This window comes from Phenylobacterium sp. (assembly GCF_044358365.1).
In the GTDB taxonomy this organism is placed as follows: domain Bacteria; phylum Pseudomonadota; class Alphaproteobacteria; order Caulobacterales; family Caulobacteraceae; genus Phenylobacterium.
The window spans coordinates 44,344-66,774 of record NZ_JBIKNZ010000005.1; the positions used below are offsets into that span (position 1 = coordinate 44,344).

Genomic DNA, 22,431 nt, shown 5'->3' on the forward strand with positions numbered 1-22,431 from the left:
TCGGCTCCGGCTTTGCGACGACAGAATGGCGATCATCGCAATCCGTCGCCACCTTAGGGCCCTAGACGCCTTGGCAATCCCAAGCGATGCGCGTATGCACCGCCGCTGAAGGGGCCGAATGAACGCTGCGCCAGCGTGTCGCTACGTCGCCTTCCGAAGTCGGTGGTGGTCTCTCGCCCATCCTGCGGGACGCCGCCGGCCAGCCAGACCGAGGGGACATGAAGTCGAGTTTTCACGGAATGCGGACGCGGGCGGCAGGCCTGCTCGCAAGCGCCGGAGCACTATTCTGGAGCACGTCGGCCTGGGCTGCCGACCGGATGGGCGAGCCGACGCCGGGCGGCATAGCGCTTCAACCGGGCGTAACGCCTCTGAGGCTCCAGGCCATCTGGTTCCACGATTGGATCCTGCTGCCGATCATCACCGCCATTACGCTGTTCGTGCTGGCGCTGCTGGTGTGGGTGGTGGTCCGCTACAACAAGCGCGCCAATCCGGTGCCGGCCAAGTGGAGCCACAACACGGCGCTGGAGGTAGGCTGGACCCTGGGCCCGGTGCTGATCCTGGTGGTGATCTCGATCTTCTCGTTCCGGCTTCTGTTCGATTACAACGACATGCCCAAGCCCGACGTGACCATCAAGGCCACCGGGTATCAGTGGTACTGGGGCTATGAGTACCCCGACCAGAAGGTCGGCGAGTTCATTTCCAACATCCTGCCCGAGGACAAGGCCGTCGCGAAGAACGTGCCCTACCGGCTGGCGGTGACCGAACCCCTGGTGGTGCCGGTGAACAAGGTGGTGCGGGTCCAGGTGACCGGCGCCGACGTGATCCACGCCTTCGCGGTGCCCTCGTTCGGGATCATCGCTGACGCCGTGCCCGGCCGTCTGAACGAAACCTGGTTCAAGGCCGACCGTATCGGCGTCTACTACGGCAACTGCCGTGAGCTGTGCGGCATCGATCACGCCTTCATGCCCATCGAGGTCCGCGTGGTCAGCCAGGCCGATTTTGATGCCTGGGTCGTCAAGAAGGGCGGTTCGGTCGCCGGCGCTGTGCCTGCGGCCCAAGTCGCCGCCCCGGCCGCAACGGACGCCGCCGTACCCACGGCCGCAACGGCGCCTGCCGTAGCCCCCGCAACCGCGGCGCCCGCCGTCGCAACACTGCCAGCGCCTTCAGCGCCGGCCGCCAAGTAAATCGTAGGATCGCGTCAGATGGCACAAGCCGCCGCATACGGACACGAGGACGAACACGGCAACCACACGCCGGGGTTCTTCACCCGCTGGTTCCTTTCCACGAACCACAAGGATATCGGCACGCTCTACATCCTGTTCGCCATCATGGCGGGCCTGGTGGGCGGTGCGCTTTCCGGCCTCATCCGCTGGGAACTGTACGAGCCGGGTATCCAGGTGTTCCGTGAAGGCTCATGGCTGGCTGCGACGGGTCTCATCGAGCCGTCCAAGCATGGCTACAACGTGGTCGTCACCGGCCACGCGCTGATCATGATCTTCTTCATGGTCATGCCCGCCATGATCGGCGGGTTTGGCAACTGGTTCGTGCCGCTGATGATCGGCGCTCCGGACATGGCCTTCCCGCGGATGAACAACATCTCGTTCTGGCTGCTGATGGCGGCCTGGGTGCTGCTGGTGGTATCGATGTTCGTTGACGGCGGACCCGGCAAGGGGTTCGGCGGAGGCTGGACGCTCTATCCGCCGCTCTCGACGTCCGGCCATACCGGGCCTGCAATGGATGTCGCGATCCTGTCGGTGCACCTGGCCGGCGCCAGCTCTATCCTTGGCGCCATCAACTTCATCACCACCATCTTCAACATGCGCGCGCCGGGCATGACCCTGCACCGCATGCCGCTGTTCGTGTGGTCGATCCTGGTGACCGTGTTCCTGCTGCTGCTCTCGCTGCCTGTTCTGGCTGGCGCGATCACCATGCTGCTGACCGACCGCAACTTTAACACCCACTTCTTCGACGCCGCCGGCGGCGGCGATCCGGTCATGTTCCAGCACCTGTTCTGGTTCTTTGGTCACCCGGAAGTTTACATCCTGATCCTGCCCGCCTTCGGCATGATCAGCCACATCGTCTCCACCTTCTCGCGCAAGCCGGTCTTCGGCTATCTGGCCATGGCCTACGCCATGGTGGCCATCGGCTTCGTCGGCTTCATCGTGTGGGCCCACCACATGTACACCGCGGGCATGGGCATCGAGCTGCGGGCCTATTTCGTGGCGGCCACCATGGTCATCGCCGTGCCCACGGGCGTGAAGGTGTTCTCATGGATCGCCACGATGTGGGGCGGGTCCATCGACTTCAAGACGCCCATGCTGTGGGCGATCGGTTTCATATTCCTGTTCACGGTGGGCGGGGTGACCGGCGTGGTGCTCGCCAACGCCGGCATCGACTACAGCCTGCACGACACCTACTACGTGGTCGCCCACTTCCACTACGTGCTCAGCCTGGGCGCGGTGTTCGGGATCTTCGCCGGCTTCTACTACTGGTATGAGAAGATGTGGGGCGTGAAGTACAATGAGCTCCTCGGCGCCGCTCATTTCTGGATCACCTTCGTTGGCGTGAACCTGATCTTCTTCCCCCAGCACTTCCTGGGTCTCCAGGGCATGCCGCGCCGCTACGTCGATTATCCCACCGCATTCGAGTACTGGAACCGGATCTCGACGTACGGCTATATGATCACAGCCGTAGGTGTCGGGGTGTTCCTCGTCATGCTGGCCGAGTCGGCGATCCGTCGCCGCAAGGCCGAGGCCAACCCCTGGGGTGAAGGCGCCACGACGCTGGAGTGGACCCTGTCCTCGCCGCCGCCGTTCCACCAGTTCAACGAACTGCCGGTGATCAAGCCCGACGCCCACCACTAGGTCGGTCTTCGGTCCAGAACAAATATTTGGGGGCGCGGTCCGGTTCGGGGCGCGCCCCTGACTTTTTCCGAGTATAGCCATCGCCATGTCCGAGGCCCTGAGCTCTCCGAAAGCGCCTGCGCGCTGGCAGGATTTCTTCCAGCTGCTGAAACCTCGCGTAATGTCGCTGGTGGTGTTTACCGCGCTGACCGGTCTGGTTTGCGCGGGTCAGCCCATTAATCCGGTGCTGGGCGCGGTGGCGATCCTCTGTATCGCGGTGGGGGCCGGCGCCTCGGCGTCGCTCAACATGTGGTACGACGCCGACATCGACGCCAAGATGCGCCGCACGCGCGGGCGCCCGGTGCCATCGGGCAAGGTCCAGGGCGCTGACGCCGTGGCGCTGGGCGTGGTGCTGTCGCTGTTCTCGGTCATGCTCATGGGCATGGCGCTGAACTGGTTGGCGGCCGGTCTGCTGGCCTTCACCATTTTCTTCTACGCCGTGGTCTACACCATGTGGCTGAAGCGCTCGACGGCGCAGAACATCGTCATTGGCGGACTCGCCGGGGCCTTGCCACCGGTGATCGGGTGGGCTGCGGTCACAGGTACGGCCCCTGCCAACGCCTGGCTGCTGTGCGCCATCATCTTCATGTGGACGCCGCCTCACTTCTGGGCGCTGTCGCTCTACACGTCCGAAGACTACGAAAAGGCCGGCGTGCCGATGATGCCGGTCGTCAAGGGGCCGGCCTCCACGCGCAAGCAGATCCTGATCTACAGCGTCCTGCTGATCCCCTTCTGCGTGGCGCCGGCGTTCACGGGCCTGGGTGGATTGGCCTATCTCATCGTCTCGGGACTCGGTGGAGCGGTTTTCCTCCTCCTGGCGTGGCGCCTGTTCCGCAGCCAGGCCGGCGATGCTGCGGACCCGCGCAACACCGATGGCCTCTATGATGTGCGGGCCGGCGCCCGCGACGCGCGCAATCTTTTCGCCTTCTCGATCTTGTACCTGACCCTCCTGTTCGCCACCTTGCTGGTCGAGCACCTGATGGGCCTCAGGCCCCTGGAATGGATGTCATGAATCAACCGGTCCGTGAGGACGATACTTTCGCCAGGGCCCGCCGGGGCCGGAACATCGTGATCGCGGTGGGGTTGGTGTTGTTTGTGGCCCTGGTCTACGTCGTCACCGTCATAAAAATGGGCGCCAATGTCCTTGACCGCGCACTCTGATCCGGACCGCAAGCGCAACGTCCGCGTAGCCGTCATCTGTGCGACGGCCTTCTTCGGCATGATCGGGGCGGCCTATGCCTCGGTGCCGCTCTACAAGCTGTTCTGCCAGGTCACGGGGTTCGATGGCACTGTGCGCCGGGCGGATGCCGCGCCGGACACCATCCTCGGCAAGACCATGACCGTGCGGTTCGACGCCAACACGCGGGACCTGCCGTTCACGTTCACCTCCGAACAGACCTCCCAGTCCGTCAGGATCGGTGAGACGAAGCTGGCCTTCTTCAAGGTCACCAACAACTCCAACCGGCCCGTGACGGCGCGCGCCATCTACAATGTGGTGCCCGAGCAGGCCGGCGCCTATTTCCGCAAGCTCCAGTGCTTCTGCTTCGAGGATCAGACCATCGCCGCCGGCGCCACCGTCGAAATGCCGGTGCTCTATTTCATTGATCCCGAGTACGCTCAGGATATGAACACCAAGGGCAAGCCCGAGGTCACGCTCAGCTACACGTTCTTCCCGTCTACCGAAGCCGTCCAGGCCGAAGCGCCCAAGCCCGACAAGAAGGGCTGAAACCTGCCTTTCCCCCTTGGCGAACCGCTCGGCGCGGGGCTATAGCGTGGCGCAAGTTTGGCTGCGCGCGACTCTGGTTGCGCGCCCGGCATTCTACGAGGGGATCTGAGCGCAATGGCCGCAGGCGTAAAGCACGACTACCACCTGGTGGATCCCAGCCCCTATCCGTTGATCGGCTCGATCGCCGCGACGGTCATGGCTCTGGGCGGCGTGGTTTGGATGAAGGGCCTGTTCGGCCTCCCCGAAGGTACGTCGTGGCTATTCTACGCCGGCCTGGCGGGCGTGCTCTACACCATGGCCGGCTGGTGGGCCGACGTAATCAAGGAAGCCAATCGCGGCGATCACACCCCGGTGGTGTCGATCGGGCTCCGCTATGGCATGGTCCTGTTCATCGCCTCGGAAGTCATGTTCTTCGTGGCCTGGTTCTGGATCTTCTTCGAGGCGGCGCTGTTCCATGGCAACCGCACTCTGGGTTCGATCGAGGAGGTTCAGGCTGCCTGGGCCACCTTCCCGCCCAAAGGCATCGAGACCATCCCGGCGTTCGAACTGCCTCTGGTCAACACCCTCACCCTGCTGCTCTCGGGCACCACTGTCACCTGGGCGCACCACGCGCTGCAGGTTGGCGACCGCAAGAGCGCCAAGACAGGGCTGATCCTGACTGTGATCCTGGGCGCGATCTTCACCGCCATCCAGGCCTACGAGTATCATCACATCCTTTCCCACGACTACTTCTTCGGCGGCGAAGGTCAGGAGAACTCGGGTCTCTATGGGTCTTCCTTCTTCATGGCCACCGGCTTCCACGGCTTCCACGTGCTGATCGGCACCATCTTCCTGGCGGTCTGCCTGGTGCGCCTGATGGGCAAGGGCTTCACGCCCAAGCAACACTTCGGCTTCGAGGCGGCGGCCTGGTACTGGCACTTCGTTGACGTTGTGTGGCTGTTCCTGTTCGCCTTCATCTACGTGGTCTTCAGCGGAGCGGGCCATTAGGCCGACCCATTGAGCAAGCCCCAGCCGCTGCTGGCGGGTCTCGCAGGACGCTGTCCCGCCTGTGGCGAGGGATATCTGTTCGATGGGTTCCTGAAGGTCGCACCCTCATGCGAGGCGTGTGGCGCAGATTTCGCCAAGGCCGATTCGGGCGACGGGCCGGCGGTGTTCGTGATCCTGATCGCGGGGTTCATCGTGGCGTTCGCCGCCGTCTTCACCGAATTCCGGTTCCGCCCGCCAATCTGGCTTCATCTTGTGCTCTGGCTGCCGGGAACCCTGATCCTGTCACTCGCGTTGATGCGTCCGCTGAAGGGCGTGATGCTGGCTGCGCAGTTCACGAACAAGGCTGCCGAGGCGCGCAGTGACGACTGAGAATCCCGCGATCCCCCGACGGCGGTTTCCGCTGGGCCTCACCCTGTCGGTGGTGGTGGCGTTTGCAATCCTGGTCGGGCTCGGAACCTGGCAGCTTCAGCGCCTGCAATGGAAAGAGCAGTTGCTGGCCCGGATAAATGCCCTGCAGGCCGCACCCGCCCAGCCTGTCCTCCCGGTGCTGGCGCGGATCGCCGAAGGCGGCGACGCCGATTTCACCCGCGTCAACCTGGACTGCCCGGGCCTGTCAAAGGCGCCGTACGTCGAACTCTACGCTTTGCGCGACGGCCAGGCGGGGGTGCGTCTGATGTCAGCCTGTCGGTTGGATGGCGCGGCCTATGGCTCCATCCTGGTGGATCGCGGCTTCGTGTCCGACAGCCTATCCGCACGACCGCCCGTCGATGCCACCGACCAGACCGTGCTGAAGCTGGTGGGTGTGTTGCGCCAGCCCGAAGCCGGCAACCGGTTCTCCCCCTCCAATACCGCCCAGCGCTGGTACACCCGCGACCTTGCCAGCATGGCCGCTGCGCTGAAGGCTCCCCGGCCCGCGCCCCTCGTGCTGATGGCCGAGACCGCCTCCAACCCGGACTGGAAAGCGCTGATTCCCGCACCAATCCCGGCAGACATTGCGAATCGCCATCTGGAGTACGCGCTCACCTGGTACGGCCTTGCCGCCGCCCTGCTCGGCGTCTATGCCGCCATGCTCTTTCGCAGGCGAGTTTCCTGATGCGCTACATTTCGACCCGGGGGGAGTCATCTGCGGTCGGATTCACCGACGCGGTGCTCGGCGGTCTGGCCCCCGACGGCGGTCTCTACGTGCCCGAGGCCTGGCCCGCCCTGGCCCGCGACCGGATCGCAGCGTTTGCCGGCATGTCTTACGCCCAGGTCGCCGCCGAGGTGCTTGGCGCCTTCGCTGGCGACGAGATCACGCCTGCCGAGATGCTGGCCATGTGCGAGGAGGCTTACGCCACCTTCAGCCACAGGGCCGTCGTGCCCATGGTGCAGATCGGACCCCAGACCTTCATCGCTGAACTGTTCCACGGCCCCAGCCTCGCCTTCAAGGACGTGGCGATGCAGATCCTGGCGCGCCTCTATGACCACTTCCTGGGCCGGCAGGGCCGCAAGCAGACGATCCTCTGCGCCACCTCCGGTGACACCGGCGGCGCGGCGGTGGAAGCCTTCCGGGGTGCGAAGAACGTCAAGGTCGTGGTGATGTTCCCCGAGGGCCGGATCTCGGAGGTCCAGCGGCGCTTCATGACGACCGCAGAAGAGGGCAACATCGCCTGCGTGGCGGTGAACGGCACGTTCGACGATTGCCAGGCCATCCTGAAGGACGCCTTCCTGGACCGCGTGCTGCGCCAGTCGGTGGATCTCGCCGCCGTGAACTCGATCAACTTCGCCCGGATCGCAGCCCAGTCAGTCTACTACTTCACGACAGCCGCGGCGCTCGGCGCGCCGGATCGACCGGTCAATTTCGTGGTGCCGTCGGGCAATTTCGGCGATGCGTTTGCGGGCTACGTGGCGAGGCGGCTAGGCCTGCCGGTCAAGCGGATCGTGGTGGCCACCAATTCCAACGATATCCTGGCGAGGGCTTTCACCACTGGACGCTACACGCGCGGCGCCGTTCAGCCCACGCTGTCGCCGGCCATGGATATCCAGTCGGCGTCCAACTTCGAGCGGCTCTATTTCGAGGCCGTCCGCCGCGATTCGGTGGAGACTGCCCGCGCTTTCGAGGCGTTCCGGACCTCCGGCGTGATCGATATCCCGCCGGTCGCGCTCAGCTACATGCAGGGCATCTTCTCCGGCGTCGCGATTGGCGAGGATGAAACCACCCGCACCATCGTCTCGACCCTCAACGAGACCGGCGAACTGATTGATCCGCACACGGCCGTGGCCGTGGCGGTCCTTCGCCATGTGGACCTCGAGGGCCCCACCGTGGTTATGTCGACGGCGCATCCGGCCAAGTTCCCGGACGATGTGACCCGTGCATCCGGCGTACAGCCCATGCTGCCGCGTGGCGTCGCCAGCCTGTCGGGTCGCCGTGAGCGCTTCGACCGGCTGCCGGGGGATGCCGATACGATCAAGGCCTACGTCCGCGCGTTCGCGGAAGCCTGAAGCCTTGACCCCCAAGGTTCACACTCTGCCAAATGGCGTGCGCGTTGTGTGCGATCCGCTGCCTGGCTGGCAGACCGTGGCGCTGTCCGTCGTCGCCGGTCGCGGCGCGCGGTTCGAGGACAAAGCCCGCTCGGGCTGGTCGCACCTGCTGGAGCACATGGTCTTCAAGGGCGCGGGCGACCGGTCTGCGCGTGAGATCGTCGAGGTGATCGAAGCCGAGGGCGGCAACATCAATGCGGCCACCGGCTATGAGCGGACCAGTTTCCAGATCCGGGCCCTCAAGGCCGGCCTCGACCTCGGCGCCTCGGTGCTCGGCGATCTGGTGCTACGTCCGGTGATGGACGAGGGCGATCTGGAACGCGAGAAACAGGTCGTTGGCCAGGAGATCGCCGAGGCGGCCGATACGCCGGACGATCTGGTCTTCGAACTGGCGCAGCAAGCCGCGTTCTCGAGTCAGCCGCTGGGTCGCCCCATCCTGGGTACGCCGAAGTCCATCGGCGCGGCCACGACCAGGACGCTTAGCGACTGGCGCGCCGCCCTCTATGCGCCGGAAACCCTGGTCGTAAGCGCTGCGGGCGCGGTGGATGAGGATGAGCTGCTGAGGTTGGCTGAGCGGGAATTCGGCGGCGCGTCCGGCGGCGGCCTTCCCGCCGCCGAAGCGGCGACTTTCATATCCGGGTCGAAGACGGTCGCGCGCAAGCTGGAGCAGGCTAATCTGGTGCTGCTGTTACCGGCCGTCGGCGTCCAGGATCCCGACTATTTCGCGCTCCGGCTACTGGCCGAAATTTTGGGCGGCGGCATGGCGTCACGCCTGTTCCAGGAGGCCCGCGAGGCGCGCGGGCTGGCCTACGCCATTGACGCCTATTCCGAAACCTATGCGGACACCGGAGTGCTGGGCGTGTTTGCGGGCTGCGAGGCGAAGAACGCGGTCGAACTGGCGCAGGTGACCGCCCGCGAAATCCAGGGACTCACCCGGCCGGTTCCGGACGCTGAGCTGGCCCGCGCCAAGGCCCAGCTGAAAGGCTCGATGTTCATGGGTCGCGAGTCTGCACTCGCCCGCGCCGAGCAGGCCGCCGGTCAGGTTCTCCTGTTCGGCAAAACCCTGGATCCGGAGGATCCCGCGGCCGAGATCGACGCCGTCACCCCGGCCCAGCTCGCCGCCCTGACCAGCCGCATCCTGGCCTCACGCCAGGCTGCGGTCGCCATCCTGGGCCCCCGCGCTGCTCTGGGCGCGGCAGAGTCGTTCGAACAGGCGCTGTTCAACTGACCGCGCCAACGTGATCACCGCCCTTGACCTCAATCCAAAATCCGCGACGCTCACCACATGGCCCTTCTGGACTGGATCGCGCCCGAGAGCGGCCTTCGCATTGAAGGCGAGGGCGTGTTGCTGCGCCCACCGCGCGCCCAGGATTATGCCGAGTGGCGCGACCTGCGCACCCGGAGTCGGGCGTTCCTGCAGCCCTGGGAGCCGACCTGGCCGGCGGATGATCTTTCCCGAGCCTCCTATCGCCGCCGTCTGATGGCCTATGCGCGGGACCGCGACGCCGGTGTCGCCTATCCCTTCTTTGTAGTTCGCGCGGCTGACGAGGCCCTGACCGGCGGCATCACCCTGTCGAACGTTCGCCGCGGCGTCGCCCAGATGGGATCGGTGGGGTACTGGTGCGGTCAACCCTTCGCGCGCCAGGGCCTGACGCTGGCGGCGGTGCGCGCGCTCAACGCCTTCGCCTTCCGGACGCTTGGGCTCCACCGGCTGGAAGCTGCGTGCATTCCTCAGAACGATCCATCGCGCCGCTTGCTGGTCCAGGCAGGCTATTCCGAGGAGGGATTTGCCCCCGCTTATCTTAAAATTAACGGCGCATGGCGAGATCATGTTCTGTTCGGGCAGTTGAACCCCGATGGGGCCCATGAGGCTCCGGATATGGGGGTGTCGGTCTGACCGTCGCCCTCGATTTCAAGGCTCTGATCAGGACGCAATGGCCAACGAGCGCTGGACATGGGACGCCACGGCCAATCTTGAGGCCCTGGGCGCTGCCGAGGTCGCTCTGTGGGTCTGGGAGCCGCAGAAGGACCGCCTGCGCCTGACGGGCGCCACCCGCAGTCTTGGCCTGGGGCCCCTGGCGCCGGACTGTTCCTCAGCTGCGCTGCGAGCTTTGACGCTGCCTCAGGATCGGGCGATGGCCGAAGATATCCTGCGACTTCAGCAGCCGGGGGGCGAGGTGGCCGTGCGCCTGCGGCTGCGTGGCGGCGCACCGAGTGTCTGGCGTGGCGTCTGGCTGGAAGAGGGTGTACGCGCCGCTGGCGTTGTGGCCGCAGAAGTCCGGTTCGCCGCCTCCGGCGTCGATCCCCTGACCGGTCTTGCCGACCGGCGCACGTTCATCACCCTGGCGCGCGAGCGCCTGCAGGCGCCCGGCGACTACGAGCTGATCGTGGCCGATCTGGACCGATTGCGGCGCCTGAACGAAGCGCTTGGACATGAGCGCGCCGATCTGGTGCTGGCCGCGCTCGGCTCCCGGCTGGCCGCGGCTTTCCCGCCGGGCGCCCTGCTGGCGCGGATCGGCGAGGACGAGTTCGCCTCACTGGCGCCGAAGACGATCTCGCCGGGCGCCGATGCCCTTCGCAGCGCTCTCGAACAGCCTCTGCGCGTGGCGGGATTCGATATCCATCCCACCCTTTCCATCGGCGCGGTAACCGCCGCAGGCGGCGATGAGGCGCCGGAGGCCACCGAGCTGTTGCGTCGCGCCGAGCTCGCCGTGGAATCCGCCCGGAGCCACGGCCGTGGCGGCGCTGCGGCCTATGGTCGCGGGCTTGAGACGGACGGTCTGTCGCGGCTGGCCCTCGAGGGTGACCTGAAGGGCGCCCTGCGGCGCGGCGAACTGATGCCCTTCTATCAGCCGATCGTGCGGCTCTCCTCCGGCGCGCTGTCGGGTTTCGAGGCGCTGGTGCGATGGAAGCATCCCCGTCGGGGGCTGCTTACCCCCGATAACTTCCTGCCGCTTTGCGAGGAAATGGGCCTGATGCCCGAGCTGGGCTCGATGATGATGCGCGAGGCGGGCCAGCAGCTGGCCGTCTGGCGCCGCCGCCACCGGGCCTCCGGCGAACTCACCGTGGCCGTAAATCTCTCCACCGGCGAACTGGATCGGCCTGATCTTGTGTCCGAGGTCAAATCGATCCGAGCCGAGACCGGCCTGCCGCCGGGTGCGCTCAAGCTGGAGGTTACCGAGGGCGACGTCATGCGCGATCCCGATCGCGCCGCCATAGTGCTGGGCGCCTTGCGCACCGCCGGGGCTGGTCTGGCGCTGGATGACTTCGGCACCGGCTTTTCGGCGCTCTCCTATCTGACCCGATTGCCCTTCGACACGCTGAAGATCGACCGCTATTTCGTACGCACCATGTCCTCCAACGAGGGCTCGGCAAAGATCGTCAAATCCGTGGTGACCCTCGGACAGGACCTCAACATGGAAGTGATCGCCGAAGGCGTCGAGAGCGCCATGATGGCCCATCACCTCCAGTCGCTCGGCTGCGACTACGGCCAGGGTTTCGGCTACGCCCCTGCGCTATCGGCCCAGGAGGCGGAGGTTTATCTCAACGAGAGCTATGTGGATGGTGCGGCGCCGGTGAAAGCACGGGGCTAGCACTGCCTCAGGCCTCCCCGGCCTCCGTGCTCAGAAACGTCGGGTCGACCCCGAGCTTGGCGAGGGCTCGGTTCCATTTTGTCTCGTGGTCGTCGTCGAACACCAGCGCCTCGTCGGCCTCCACCGTCAGCCAGACATTCTGCCGGATCTCCTGTTCCAGCTGGCCGGCGCCCCAGCCGGCATACCCCAGGGCCAGCATGGCGCGCCGCGGGCCGGTCGCCGTCGCCATGGCGACCAGCACCTCCCGGGTGGTGGTGAGCGCCAGACCGCCGGGAACGGTCACGGTGTGCTCGGCGCCGAAGTCGTCGGTGTGCAGCACGAAGCCGCGCTCCGTCTCCACTGGCCCGCCCATCAGCACCGGGCGCTCAGCCATCGCCGCCGCGCCCTCGATTTCCAGCCGCTCCAGCAGAGTGGGCACGCTGAGGCCCTCCAGCGGGCGGTTTACCGCCACCCCCATCGCGTGGTCGCCATCATGGGCGCACACCAGGATCAGGGCGCGTTCGAACCGCGCGTCGCCGATGCCGGGCATGGCGATCAGGAACTGACCCGTCAGGAAGGCGCCGTCCATGGTGTCCAGATAGATCCGCCGCACAAATCTTGAAAATCGAGACTACGGTCGCGACCGCTTCTCAGGTATCAGCATGGCTTCCGATCTCCATGCAAGGACCACAGGCCATGACCATCAAAGTTGGTGACACGCTGCCCGCCGCGACCCTGACCCAGGCGACCGCCGAAGGGCCGAAGCCCGTCAAGACCGAAGACTTTTTCAAGGGCCGCACCGTCGCCCTCTTCGCCGTGCCGGGCGCGTTCACGCCCACCTGCTCGGCCAAGCATGTCCCCGGCTTCAAGCAACTGGGTCCTGATCTGAAGGCCAAGGGCGTTGATGAGATCGCCTGCCTTTCGGTCAACGACGCCTTCGTGATGCGCGCCTGGGGCGAGGACCAGGCCGTGGGCGACGACATCATCATGCTGGCCGATGGCAACGGTGACTTCACCACCGCGCTTGGCCTGGAGATGGACGGCAGCAAGTTCGGCATGGGCAAGCGCTCGCAGCGCTACTCCATGATCGTCAAGGACGGCGTCGTGAAGGAACTGAACGTCGAGCAGGGCGGTGAATTCCGGGTGTCGGCCGCCGACTACCTGCTGGCTCAACTCTAGCCAAACCGCCGGCTCAGGAACCGCGAGCCAGCCTCGCCGAACCGCCAGGGCGTCTCGACCGCTTTTGACAGGCCGATACGCGGGCCGACCTCCAGACCGGGGGTCGGTCCGGCGACCAGTTGAAAGGGCGCGGCGTCCAGCGGCAGGCCGTCATGATCCCGTGAAACCGCCAGCGCCTGCGCCAGTTTGCCGGGACCCGAACACAGCGCCCGGGGATCAGCTACCCCGCGCCGGCGCCGCATGACCTCCAGACCCAGCGTCGGCTCCAGCGCCCGGATGAGCACGGCGCTGCCCGGCGTTTCGCCGCACACGACGTTCAAACACCAATGAATCCCATAGGAGCGATAGACATACGCTCGCCCCGGCGGCCCGAACATCGCCGCATTCCTGTCCGTTGGTCCCTTGAAGCTGTGCGAGGCCGGATCCTCGTGATGGTAGGCCTCGGTCTCGACAATCCGCCCGCCCACGCCCTCGATGAACAGGCTGCGACCGATCAGTTCACGCGCGACCTCGGCGGGATGCCGCCGCCAGAATCCTTGACGTTCGACGCCAGAAGGTCCGGAATGTCGCTCAACAACAGAAACCATCCAGGGAAGATGCGCCATGGCATATGTCGAAGGCCAGACCGTCCACGACGCCGACAGCCACATCATGGAACTGCCGGGCACGATCAACGGCTACATCGACCCGAAGTTCCGCGCCGACTTCGTCGAGAAGACCGGCCGTAAGGAGGTTCTGCCCGAATGGTTCGCCAAGGCCGCCGAGAAGGCCCGCGACCCCGAGTTCCTGGCCGGCGCAGAGGCCAACATCCTGCTGCGCAAGAACTATGAGGCGCTCGGCGCCTTCAACGCTGACCACCGTCCCAGGACGCTGGACTATCTGGGTTTCACATCCCAACTTGTGTTTACCACCGCCTGTCTATCAAACTTCGGTCTGGAGCAGCAGGGCGAGGTCGAGCTCGCCCTCGAGGCCACGCGCGCCCAAAACCGGATGATGACCGAGTTCTGCTCGGTGGACCGCCGCCTGCTGGCCACCGGCTATGTGCCGCTGATCGACCGCGCACGCGCGCCCCAGGTCGCCCGCGAGGCGCTGGCGCTGGGCGCCAAGGCGCTGGTGGTCCCGTCGCGTCACCCGCCTGGCTTCTCCCCCAGCCACCGCGAACTGGATGCGCTCTGGGCCGTGGCCCAGGATGCCGGTGTGCCGATCCTGTTCCACGTGGGCGGCGAGGAGAAGATGCCGGGAGCCTATCTGGAAAATGGCCTGCCCTATGTGAAGGACTTCCACGGCGGCGACGAGAACTTCACCTCGCTCTCCTTCATGTCGATCCCGTTGAGCGTCTGGCAGACGCTATCGGCCCTGGTGATCGACGGTGTCTTCGATCGCTTCTCCCGCCTGAAGTTCGGCGCCATCGAGCTGGGCGCCTCCTGGCTCCCCAGCCTGATGAAGTTCCTGGATTCAGGGGTCGCCGCCTTCGGCAAGGAAGAGCGTCTGCAGACCCTGTCGGGCACGCCGTCGGAAATCCTGCGCCGCCAGCTCCGGGTCACGCCCTATCCGCACGAGGACGTCCGCTGGATCATGGAAAACTCCGGCGAGGACATGGTGCTGTTCTCCTCCGACTTCCCCCACGTAGAGGGCGGCCGCAATCCACTGAAACGGTTCAACGACAACCTGGCCGGGGTGGACGAGCAGCTGAAGCGCAAGTTCTACCGCGACAACTTCATCGACCTGATGGGGAATGGCCTTGCCAGGGACCTGCACGACCTACCGTCGCTGGCGGCAGCGTGAGCGGACGCTTCCTGGCGCTATAGTTTCGGGTGTCCCGCCGGCTGATTCGTTCGTGACCACTCGAGGCGACCCATGACCACTCGATTGATGACGCTGCTGGCGGCCCTTACGCTCGCCGCATCTCCTGCCGTCGCCGCTGACGCGCCCAGGGCCCCGAAGTGGGATGTCTCCGCGCCCCCGGGGATGACCACCCGGCAGGTCCCGATCGACGTCGATCAGGGCACCTGGATGAATGTCGACGTCTCGCCCGACGGCCAGAGCGTCGCCTTCGACCTGCTGGGCGATGTCTACATGATGCCCATTGCGGGCGGAACGCCGACTCGGATCGCCGAAGGTCTCGCCTATGAGCAGCAGCCGCGCTTCTCGCCCGACGGCAAGCGTATCGCCTTCGTCTCTGACCGTGGCGGTGGCGACAATATCCGGATCATGGACCGCGATGGTTCGAACAAGCAGCAGGTGTCGAAGGAGGGCTTCCGGCTGTTGAACCAGCCTAGCTGGAGCCCGGATGGCCGCTTTATCGTCGCCAAGAAGCACTTCAGCACCGGGCGCTCACTGGGGACCGGCGAGGTATGGCTCTATCATGTGTCCGGCGGCGGCGGTGTGCGGATCATCAAACGCCCAAGCGAACAGCACCAGAAGGAACTGGGTGAGCCGGTCTTCGCCCCCGACGGCAAGGCCGTGTACTTCACCCGCAACGTCACCCCCGGGCCGATCTTCGAGTACGCCCAGGATTCCAACGCCAGCCTGTTCCACATCGAGCGGCATGACCTGGCGACCGGGGAGGTGACCACAGTGGTCGCGGGCGCCGGCGGCGCTGTGCGGCCCACGCCATCGCCGGACGGCAAGCTGATCGCCTTTGTCCGACGCGAGCGGACCAAGTCGAAACTCTATGTGCGCGACCTGATCTCTGGCGCCGAGCGCAAGGTCTACGACGCCCTGGACCAGGATACGCAGGAGACCTGGGCCATCTCGGGCCTCTATCCCAACATGGGCTGGACGCCCGACAGTCGCCAGATTGTCTTCTGGGCGGGGGGAAAGATCCGCCGGGTCGGCGCGGACGGGTCAGCAGCCGCCGAGATTCCTTTCCGGGTGCGCGACACACGGGTGGTGATCGATTCCGTACACCCGAAGGTCGCCGTTGCGCCGGACCGGTTCACCACGCGCATGCCGCGCTGGGCCCAGGTGTCGCCGGACGGCAGACAGGTCGTGTTCGAGACCCTCGGCAAGCTCTGGATCAAGCCGATGGGTGAGGGCGCGCCGCGACGTCTGACCCGGGGAGACGATCCGGGCCTCGAGCTTTGGCCCACCTGGTCTCGAGACGGGCGCTCCATCGCCTATGTCGGCTGGACCGACGCGAACCTTGGCCGGCTCCGGATCGTGGCCGGCGGTGGCGGGACGCCGCGCGATGTCTCCAGTCAGCCCGGACACTATGCGCTCCCCCGGTTCTCACCTGACGGCAAGACGCTGGTGTTCGAACGGCGCGCTGGCGGCGGGCTGACCTCCGACCTCTGGAGCCAGGATCCGGGCGTCTATCGGGTCGCTGTGACCGGCGGCGACCAGGTCCGGATCGCGCGCAACGCCGCAGAGCCGCAGTTCGGTTCGGCCTCGGATCGCGTGTTCATGATCGCCAGCGATAAGGGAAAGGCCCAACTGATCAGCACAGACCTGAGCGGCGAAGGCCGCAGGGTTCATGCGAGCGGTGACCTCGTCAATGACTTTCAGGTGTCGCCGGATGGCCACTTCCTGGCCTTCCGTCAGAATTACCAGGCCTTCGTCATGCCCTTGCTGCCTGGGCCGACTGAGCTTTCGGTCGATTCCGAGGGTGGACCCCTTCCGGTCGTGCGGCTCAGCGGCGACGGCGCCGACTTCATCCACTGGTCGAACGAGGGTCGCAAGGTCCACTGGAGCCTGGGCCCCACGCTCTTCAGCGCCGATGCGGAAAGGGTTTTCCTGGTCGCACCGGCCAGCGAGAACACGTCGGCCTTCAAGGCGCCTGCCCAGGGCGTAAGTCTCTCCATGGAGGTTGCGGCGGACAAGGTCGCCGGCGACGTGGCTCTGGTCGGCGCCCGGATCGTCACCATGGCTGATAAGGCCGGCGGGATCATCGATGACGGCGTCATCGTAGTGCGCGGAGATCGTATTGCGGCCATCGGGCCGGGATCCCGCGTGACGGTCCCTGCCGGCGCCAAGGTCGTGAACCTTGCCGGAAAGACGGTGATCCCGGGGCTCGTTGACGCCCATGCCCATGGCCCCCAGGGCGACGATGATCTGGTGCCGCAGCAGAACTGGTCGTCTATCGTCAATCTGGCGCTCGGAACCACCACAATCCACAACCCCTCGTCCCGGGCCGCCGAGATTTTTGTCGCCGCCGAAAGGCAACGGTCGGGCAGGATGCTTGCGCCCCGTACGTTCTCCACCGGCGAGACCATCTACGGCGCCAAGGCTGCTGGCACATACGCCGATATCAATACCTATGACGACGCGCTCGCCCATGTCCGCCGCTTGAAGGCGCAGGGCGCGTTCAGCATCAAGAGCTACATCCAGCCTCGCCGTGAACAGCGCCAGATGCTCGTCCGGGCCGCTCAGCAGGAAGGCATGACGATCGTCCCGGAGGGCGGCGCCCTCTACAATATGGATGTCACCCTGGTGCAGGATGGCAATGCCACGGTCGAACACAATGTGCCGGTCAGCGTCTTCTATGAAGACCTCCTGAGCCTCTGGACGCAAACGACGACCAGCTACACGCCAACCCTGGTTGTGACGTTCGGGGGTCTGGCGGGCGATCCCTACTGGCGCGCCCACACCGATGTCTGGAAGCACCCGCTGCTGATGCGCCACATCCCGCCCGGCATCCTGGCTGCTGACAATGTGCGTCGGGTCATCGCCGCCGAGGAAGACTACGTCGACGACGAGAGCGCCCGCGAGGCCGGCAAGCTGGCGGCGCGCGGGGTTCAGGTTTCCATCGGCGCCCACGGCCAACAGGCCGGACTGGGCTCTCACTGGGAAATGTGGTCGTTTGTGAGAGGTGGGTGGAAGCCCATCGACGCGCTGCGGGCCGGCACCATCATGCCGGCGACGGCCCTGGGCTATGCCAATGACATCGGATCGCTCGAAGTCGGCAAGCTGGCCGATCTTGTGGTGTTGGACGCTGATCCCACGGTGGATATCCGCAACAGCGAAAGGATCTTCCGCGTGATGCTGGGTGGACGGCTTTACGACCCGACAACCATGAACGAAGTCGTCACCGGCGTCCGAGTACGCGAGCCCTACTGGTGGGAACGTTCCGGTCAGGCGGGGGCCGGTGTTCCCGGGCCGTCACACGGCGATGGGGACAGCTGAGCTTGATTCGTCCGACATCGCGGGCCCCTCCACTGCCCGCGCTATGGCGGCCAGAAGGTCGGCGATCTGGATGGGCTTGGGGCTGTGATCATTGAAGCCCATCGCCAGGTAGTGGTTGCGATCGCCTGTGGTGACGTCGGCCGTCAGCGCTATGGCCGGGATGTCGCGGTTCGAGCCCGGGCCAGCGCGCAGCCGTTGCAGCAGCTCGACGCCGCCCATCTCCGGCATCTGGATGTCCGAGATCAGCAGGTCGTACGGCTCGGCGGCCAGAGCTTCCAACGCCTGTACGCCGCTCGACGCCTTGGCAATCCGGTGATCGAACGTAGCCAGCATCTGTTCCACGACCATGAGGTTCACCGGATTGTCGTCCACCACCAGGATCGACAAAGACGGCAAGACCGCAGTCGGTGCGATGGGCTCCCGAGCCTGGGCTTCCTCCACCTGTGCGACGTTGACCGGAGCTTCGATGTGGAAGGTTGAGCCGCGGCCCAGAGTGCTCTCGACCCAAACCTTTCCGCCCATCAGTTCTGTGAGTTGTTTGACGATGGCGAGGCCCAGCCCCGTGCCGCCAAAGCGACGGGCGTCGGCGTCCTCGACCTGGGAAAACCTGTCGAACAAGACCGGGATATGCGCCTCGGCGATGCCTGGTCCGGTGTCCCGCACTGATATCCTCAGATTGACAGCACCGTCATCCAGCGTGGCGGCCCGGGCCAGAATTTCTACGGAGCCGTTCTCGGTAAACTTCAGGGCATTGCCCACCAGATTGAACACGACCTGCCGAAGGCGCAGGGCGTCGATCATCAAACGGTCGGGGACGTCATCGTCGACGTAGAGGCTCAGCGTCACGCCCTTGGCGTCAGCGCGAGGGCGCCAGAAACCTACGACGGCGCCCAGGGTCGCCCGGAAGTCTTCCGACGCCGTGATCAGCGCCATCTTGCCGGCGTCGATCTTGGAGATGTCCAAAATGTCGTTCAGGATCGAAAGCAGGTACTCGCCGCTGTCGATCAGTACCGCCAGTCGCTCGGCCTGCGCGGGGTTGGTCTCATCGCGCTTGAGAAGCTCGGCCATGCCCAGCACGCCATTCATGGGTGTGCGGATCTCGTGACTCATTGTGGCCAGGAAGCTGGACTTCGCGGCGTTGGCGCGCCGCGCCACCTCACGGGCGGCATCGGCGGCAGTTCGATCCGCCACGGCCTGATCGCGCGCTTTGGCCAGGTCATCGACCAGGTCGCTGTTGGCCAGGAACGCCGCGTGCCAGGTAGAGGTCGCGCGACCCATGTTCTCGGCGACGATGATCATGATGAACGAAAGCGTGAACAGGCTGAGCATCACCGAGCCGCCCGTAACGGGATCGAACAGGAACAGGATCAGTGCCGCGCACTCAAGGATCAGGGGTGAGCAGAGGCCCCAGAACGCGTAGCGGGACGTCGCACTGACCCCCATCGCAACGATAATCAAGGTCGCCATCTGCAAAGCGAAGACTGCCAACTCGGCCAGACCCCCACCGGCCGCCATCACGAAACTCGGTCCGGTGTAGGCGACCACCCGGGCGACACAGAGCAGTGCGAGTTTGATCGCGCCTTCGCGTTCGTCGGAGGTGGCGCCCTCCCGAATCCAGCGTCGAAGCAGGTGCTGTTGAAGCGTGTCGATCCCGCAGGCCGACACCATCGCGACGGCGGCGATGACTGGGTGGCCCAGCATTGCCATGGCCAACGCCGCCAGGCCATTGAACACATAATGCGCAGCCACCGGCAGTCGCATCCCGCGCAGAGTCAGCTGATGGGCCGTTAGTTTGACGTCAACGAAGGCCTCGTTGGTGATTGATCCTAGCGACACCTTGTATGCCTTCGACATCCCGACAGTCTCCACACCGGAGGGTGTCTAGCATGCAAAGATGAATTGCCAGCGAACGTCGTTCTGAACGCGTATGGATCAGCCGGCCAGCGCCGCCGCCGCCGTCCGCTCCAGGTCGTGATCGGCTTCGACCACGGCGTCGGCCTGCCCGGAGGCCTGGGTCAGGATCTGACCCGCGTAGAGCCGGGCCAGCGCGCCCTTGCTCTGCATCCAGGGATCCGACGACCCGGAGGCTGCGAGCGCCTGTCGACCCAGGATCCAGCCGCCCACGACTTCACCGGCCAGTTTCAGATAGGGCGTGGCCGCGGTAAGGGCAGCAGCGTTGTCGGCGGCGACCAGCCAGTCAGTCGCGCGCTCCAGGGCTGCGACCCCAGCGGTCAGCCGCTCACCCACCCGGGCCAGATCGGGGTCGTCGGCCAGGTTATGCGCCGTAGCGGCCATGTCCTCGCAAAGCGCCCGCATCGTCGCGCCGCCGTTCAGCCGCACCTTGCGCCCGATCAGGTCGATGGCCTGGATCGCGTTGGTACCCTCATAGATCGGGGCGATGCGTGCGTCCCGGTAGTGTTGGGCGGCGCCCGTCTCTTCCATGAATCCCATGCCGCCGTGGATCTGAACCCCCTGCGAGGCGACCTCAACGCCGATGTCGGTCGACCACGCCTTGGCGATGGGGGTGAGCAACTCCTGACGCGCCTTCGCCGCCGTGCGATCGTCAGGCGTTTCGGCCAGCCGCGCGAGGTCAGCCAGAACGCCCGTGGCGAGACAGATTCCACGCGCAGCTTCGATCTTGGCCTTCATCAGCAAAAGTGTGCGCCGCACATCCGGATGGCCGTAGATGGCGCCGTCTGCCTCCCAGGTGGTCCGGCCTTGCTTGCGCTCGGTGGCATACTTCAGCGCCTGCTGGAACGCCCGTTCGGCGATGGCCACGCCCTGGACACCCACCTGCAGGCGCGCGGCGTTCATCATCACGAACATATGGGGCAGGCCCTGCCCGAGCGAGCCCACCAGTTCGGCCTGGGCACCCTCAAACAGCATGACGCAGGTGGGCGAGCCGTGGATACCCAGCTTGTGCTCGATGGACCCGGCGCGCAGATCGTTCAGGCTGCCGAGTGTTCCGTCATCCTTGACCATCTTCTTGGTGGTCAGGAAAAGACTGATGCCCTTCACGCCCGCGGGCGCGTCGGGGGTGCGCGCCAGGACCAGATGGCAGATGTTTTCCGCCGCGTCGTGGTCACCCCAGGTAATGTATATCTTCTGGCCTGTCAGCCGATAGCCACCTTGGCCGTCCGGTTCGGCGCGGGTCGTGAGCGCTGCCAGATCCGAGCCCGCCTGCGGTTCCGTCAAGTTCATGGTGCCTGTCCACTCGCCGGACACCAGCTTGGGTAGCACCAGCCGTTTCTGTCTCTCCGTGCCGTGGAGAGCCAGGGCCTCGATGGCGCCCTGGGTCAGCATCGGGCAAAGGCCGAACGCCATGTTGGCAGCGTGCACCATCTCGAACACTGCAAGCTCCAGCGCCTTTGAGAGCCCCTGGCCGCCATGCTCAGGATCGGCGGACAGCGAGTTCCAGCCCTGCTCGACGAAGCGCTGATAAGCCTCGGCAAAGCCCGGTGCAGCCGTTACGCGACCGTTCTCATACCGTGCACCCTCGGTGTCGCCCTTGCGGTTCAGCGGCGCCAGTTCGTTGTTGGCGAAGGCGGCGGCGGCCTCCAGCACGGCCTGGACGGTGTCCTCATCGAGATCCGGATAGGCGCGTGCCAGCAGGTCGCTGTGGCCGATGGTCTTCAACGCGAACGCCAGGTCGCGGGCAGGGGCTCGGAACGTCATATGGATCTCGTCTGACTGTTGCCGTCTCCTAACCTCTGCGCGAGAAGTTCGGAAGCGGCCCGTGAGATTCCCGCCATCTCTTCGTCGCACCTATGCTTATCAGTTGGATTGGTCGGGGAGGGTGCGATCCGAATGCTGCGCCGCGCGTCTGCGTTCCTGATTCTGGGTCTGTGGCTTATGGCTACAAGCCCGATCACTGCTCAGCCCACCAATCGCGACCCGACCCGGGCGTCTGCGGGCAACTACGTGCTCGAGCCCGGGAGCTCGAGCCTCCTGATCAGGATTCCACTCATGGGCGGGTTGTCCCGCTATGCCATGCGCTTCAATACTCTGTCGGGCGACTTTACCTACGATCCGGCGAGCTGGCGCAACACGGAGGTGGAGATCACGGTCGATCCCAGATCCATCGTGGCGCGCGACAGCGCGTTCAGTCGGGCAGTGTTGGGCTACTTTGAGCCAGACAAGTATCCGGTCATTCGCTTCCGATCGACATCGCTCGCCGCAGACACGGAGGGGAGAGGGCAGTTGACGGGGGATCTGACTTTTCACGGCGTCACTCGGTCGGTGGTGCTTGATGTAGCGTTCAAGGGCGTGGGTGCTGACCCGGCTGGCGCAAGCGAGCGTATGGCGTTCTCAGGCACGGGCCGGATCCGGCGATCCGAGTTCGGCGTGACCGCAGCGCGTCTGTTTGCAGATGATCAGATCGACCTGGTTTTCGATGTCGAGTTCGTGAGGAAATAGCCCG

At 65.5% G+C, this 22,431-nt stretch carries 20 protein-coding genes; 16 read left to right on the forward strand and 4 right to left on the reverse strand.

Going from position 1 to position 22,431, the window contains the following annotated elements:
• Positions 1-218: 218 nt before the first annotated feature.
• The 12 genes from coxB (at position 219) to ACIQ3B_RS02850 (ending at position 11,729) form a co-directional block, all read left to right on the forward strand.
• Positions 219-1,184: a cytochrome c oxidase subunit II gene (coxB, locus tag ACIQ3B_RS02795; protein ID WP_397399795.1), complete on the forward strand. Its 966-nt coding sequence runs from the start codon at positions 219-221 to the stop codon at positions 1,182-1,184.
• Between the two features lie 18 nt (positions 1,185-1,202).
• Positions 1,203-2,864, forward strand: a complete 1,662-nt coding sequence (gene ctaD, locus ACIQ3B_RS02800; protein ID WP_397399796.1) for a cytochrome c oxidase subunit I — start codon at positions 1,203-1,205, stop codon at positions 2,862-2,864.
• A gap of 85 nt (positions 2,865-2,949) precedes the next feature.
• Positions 2,950-3,915 carry a heme o synthase gene (cyoE, locus tag ACIQ3B_RS02805; protein WP_397399797.1) on the forward strand — a complete coding sequence of 322 codons (966 nt, stop codon included), beginning with the start codon at positions 2,950-2,952 and terminating at the stop codon, positions 3,913-3,915.
• A complete protein-coding gene (locus ACIQ3B_RS02810) occupies positions 3,912-4,064 on the forward strand; it encodes a hypothetical protein (protein WP_397399798.1) in 153 nt (50 codons plus the stop codon). Before cyoE ends, ACIQ3B_RS02810 begins: the two co-directional genes overlap by 4 nt.
• Positions 4,042-4,629 (forward strand): cytochrome c oxidase assembly protein, encoded by a 588-nt coding sequence (locus ACIQ3B_RS02815; protein WP_397399799.1) that lies wholly within the window; start codon positions 4,042-4,044, stop codon positions 4,627-4,629. The genes ACIQ3B_RS02810 and ACIQ3B_RS02815 overlap by 23 nt, the downstream gene beginning before the upstream one ends.
• 114 nt (positions 4,630-4,743) lie before the next feature.
• Positions 4,744-5,616, forward strand: a complete 873-nt coding sequence (locus tag ACIQ3B_RS02820) for a cytochrome c oxidase subunit 3 (protein WP_397399800.1) — start codon at positions 4,744-4,746, stop codon at positions 5,614-5,616.
• A gap of 9 nt (positions 5,617-5,625) precedes the next feature.
• Positions 5,626-5,985 (forward strand): DUF983 domain-containing protein, encoded by a 360-nt coding sequence (locus ACIQ3B_RS02825; protein ID WP_397399801.1) that lies wholly within the window; start codon positions 5,626-5,628, stop codon positions 5,983-5,985.
• Complete coding sequence (locus ACIQ3B_RS02830; RefSeq protein WP_397399802.1) at positions 5,975-6,709, forward strand: SURF1 family protein; 735 nt, start codon at positions 5,975-5,977, stop codon at positions 6,707-6,709. Before ACIQ3B_RS02825 ends, ACIQ3B_RS02830 begins: the two co-directional genes overlap by 11 nt.
• Positions 6,709-8,097, forward strand: a complete 1,389-nt coding sequence (gene thrC, locus ACIQ3B_RS02835; RefSeq protein ID WP_397399803.1) for a threonine synthase — start codon at positions 6,709-6,711, stop codon at positions 8,095-8,097. Before ACIQ3B_RS02830 ends, thrC begins: the two co-directional genes overlap by 1 nt.
• A gap of 4 nt (positions 8,098-8,101) precedes the next feature.
• On the forward strand, positions 8,102-9,364 hold the full coding sequence (locus ACIQ3B_RS02840) for a M16 family metallopeptidase (RefSeq protein WP_397399804.1): 1,263 nt from the start codon (positions 8,102-8,104) through the stop codon (positions 9,362-9,364).
• A 57-nt stretch (positions 9,365-9,421) separates the two neighbouring features.
• Positions 9,422-10,033 (forward strand): GNAT family N-acetyltransferase, encoded by a 612-nt coding sequence (locus tag ACIQ3B_RS02845; protein WP_397399805.1) that lies wholly within the window; start codon positions 9,422-9,424, stop codon positions 10,031-10,033.
• A gap of 37 nt (positions 10,034-10,070) precedes the next feature.
• Positions 10,071-11,729 carry a putative bifunctional diguanylate cyclase/phosphodiesterase gene (locus ACIQ3B_RS02850; protein WP_397399806.1) on the forward strand — a complete coding sequence of 553 codons (1,659 nt, stop codon included), beginning with the start codon at positions 10,071-10,073 and terminating at the stop codon, positions 11,727-11,729.
• A 7-nt stretch (positions 11,730-11,736) separates the two neighbouring features.
• On the opposite strand, the gene ACIQ3B_RS02855 is transcribed toward ACIQ3B_RS02850, so the two are convergent.
• Positions 11,737-12,297 (reverse strand): YqgE/AlgH family protein, encoded by a 561-nt coding sequence (locus ACIQ3B_RS02855; protein ID WP_397399845.1) that lies wholly within the window; start codon positions 12,295-12,297, stop codon positions 11,737-11,739.
• Between the two features lie 107 nt (positions 12,298-12,404).
• Between ACIQ3B_RS02855 and ACIQ3B_RS02860 the strand changes: the two genes are divergently transcribed.
• Complete coding sequence (locus ACIQ3B_RS02860) at positions 12,405-12,887, forward strand: peroxiredoxin (RefSeq protein ID WP_397399807.1); 483 nt, start codon at positions 12,405-12,407, stop codon at positions 12,885-12,887.
• Here ACIQ3B_RS02860 and ACIQ3B_RS02865 read toward each other — a convergent pair.
• Positions 12,884-13,492, reverse strand: coding sequence for a DNA-3-methyladenine glycosylase (locus tag ACIQ3B_RS02865; protein ID WP_397399808.1), 609 nt, complete (start codon positions 13,490-13,492; stop codon positions 12,884-12,886). The genes ACIQ3B_RS02860 and ACIQ3B_RS02865 overlap by 4 nt on opposite strands.
• On the opposite strand from ACIQ3B_RS02865, the gene ACIQ3B_RS02870 reads away from it, so the two are divergent.
• Positions 13,491-14,672 carry an amidohydrolase family protein gene (locus ACIQ3B_RS02870; protein ID WP_397399809.1) on the forward strand — a complete coding sequence of 394 codons (1,182 nt, stop codon included), beginning with the start codon at positions 13,491-13,493 and terminating at the stop codon, positions 14,670-14,672. The genes ACIQ3B_RS02865 and ACIQ3B_RS02870 overlap by 2 nt on opposite strands.
• 72 nt (positions 14,673-14,744) lie before the next feature.
• A complete protein-coding gene (locus ACIQ3B_RS02875; protein WP_397399810.1) occupies positions 14,745-18,011 on the forward strand; it encodes an amidohydrolase family protein in 3,267 nt (1,088 codons plus the stop codon).
• Here ACIQ3B_RS02875 and ACIQ3B_RS02880 read toward each other — a convergent pair.
• The gene (locus ACIQ3B_RS02880; RefSeq protein ID WP_397399811.1) at positions 17,988-19,865 is read right to left on the reverse strand and encodes an ATP-binding protein; all 1,878 of its coding nucleotides are present in this window, start codon (positions 19,863-19,865) and stop codon (positions 17,988-17,990) included. The two genes, ACIQ3B_RS02875 and ACIQ3B_RS02880, sit on opposite strands and share 24 nt — an antisense overlap.
• A gap of 78 nt (positions 19,866-19,943) precedes the next feature.
• A complete protein-coding gene (locus ACIQ3B_RS02885) occupies positions 19,944-21,686 on the reverse strand; it encodes an acyl-CoA dehydrogenase (protein ID WP_397399812.1) in 1,743 nt (580 codons plus the stop codon).
• Positions 21,687-21,818: 132 nt separating this feature from the next.
• Between ACIQ3B_RS02885 and ACIQ3B_RS02890 the strand changes: the two genes are divergently transcribed.
• Positions 21,819-22,427, forward strand: coding sequence for a YceI family protein (locus ACIQ3B_RS02890; RefSeq protein ID WP_397399813.1), 609 nt, complete (start codon positions 21,819-21,821; stop codon positions 22,425-22,427).
• Positions 22,428-22,431: the final 4 nt, after the last annotated feature.

Excerpts from the sequence above, each read along its gene's own strand:
- coxB (WP_397399795.1), top strand. The coding sequence starts at position 219 with ATGAAGTCGAGTTTTCACGGAATGCGGACGCGGGCGGCAGGCCTGCTC.
- ctaD (WP_397399796.1), top strand. The coding sequence starts at position 1,203 with ATGGCACAAGCCGCCGCATACGGACACGAGGACGAACACGGCAACCAC.
- cyoE (WP_397399797.1), top strand. The coding sequence starts at position 2,950 with ATGTCCGAGGCCCTGAGCTCTCCGAAAGCGCCTGCGCGCTGGCAGGAT.
- ACIQ3B_RS02810 (WP_397399798.1), top strand. The coding sequence starts at position 3,912 with ATGAATCAACCGGTCCGTGAGGACGATACTTTCGCCAGGGCCCGCCGG.
- ACIQ3B_RS02815 (WP_397399799.1), top strand. The coding sequence starts at position 4,042 with ATGTCCTTGACCGCGCACTCTGATCCGGACCGCAAGCGCAACGTCCGC.
- ACIQ3B_RS02820 (WP_397399800.1), top strand. The coding sequence starts at position 4,744 with ATGGCCGCAGGCGTAAAGCACGACTACCACCTGGTGGATCCCAGCCCC.
- thrC (WP_397399803.1), top strand. The coding sequence starts at position 6,709 with ATGCGCTACATTTCGACCCGGGGGGAGTCATCTGCGGTCGGATTCACC.
- ACIQ3B_RS02845 (WP_397399805.1), top strand. The coding sequence starts at position 9,422 with ATGGCCCTTCTGGACTGGATCGCGCCCGAGAGCGGCCTTCGCATTGAA.
- ACIQ3B_RS02850 (WP_397399806.1), top strand. The coding sequence starts at position 10,071 with ATGGCCAACGAGCGCTGGACATGGGACGCCACGGCCAATCTTGAGGCC.
- ACIQ3B_RS02855 (WP_397399845.1), bottom strand. The coding sequence starts at position 12,297 with ATGGACGGCGCCTTCCTGACGGGTCAGTTCCTGATCGCCATGCCCGGC.
- ACIQ3B_RS02860 (WP_397399807.1), top strand. The coding sequence starts at position 12,405 with ATGACCATCAAAGTTGGTGACACGCTGCCCGCCGCGACCCTGACCCAG.
- ACIQ3B_RS02870 (WP_397399809.1), top strand. The coding sequence starts at position 13,491 with ATGGCATATGTCGAAGGCCAGACCGTCCACGACGCCGACAGCCACATC.
- ACIQ3B_RS02865 (WP_397399808.1), bottom strand. The coding sequence starts at position 13,492 with ATGGCGCATCTTCCCTGGATGGTTTCTGTTGTTGAGCGACATTCCGGA.
- ACIQ3B_RS02875 (WP_397399810.1), top strand. The coding sequence starts at position 14,745 with ATGACCACTCGATTGATGACGCTGCTGGCGGCCCTTACGCTCGCCGCA.
- ACIQ3B_RS02880 (WP_397399811.1), bottom strand. The coding sequence starts at position 19,865 with ATGTCGAAGGCATACAAGGTGTCGCTAGGATCAATCACCAACGAGGCC.
- ACIQ3B_RS02885 (WP_397399812.1), bottom strand. The coding sequence starts at position 21,686 with ATGACGTTCCGAGCCCCTGCCCGCGACCTGGCGTTCGCGTTGAAGACC.
- ACIQ3B_RS02890 (WP_397399813.1), top strand. The coding sequence starts at position 21,819 with ATGCTGCGCCGCGCGTCTGCGTTCCTGATTCTGGGTCTGTGGCTTATG.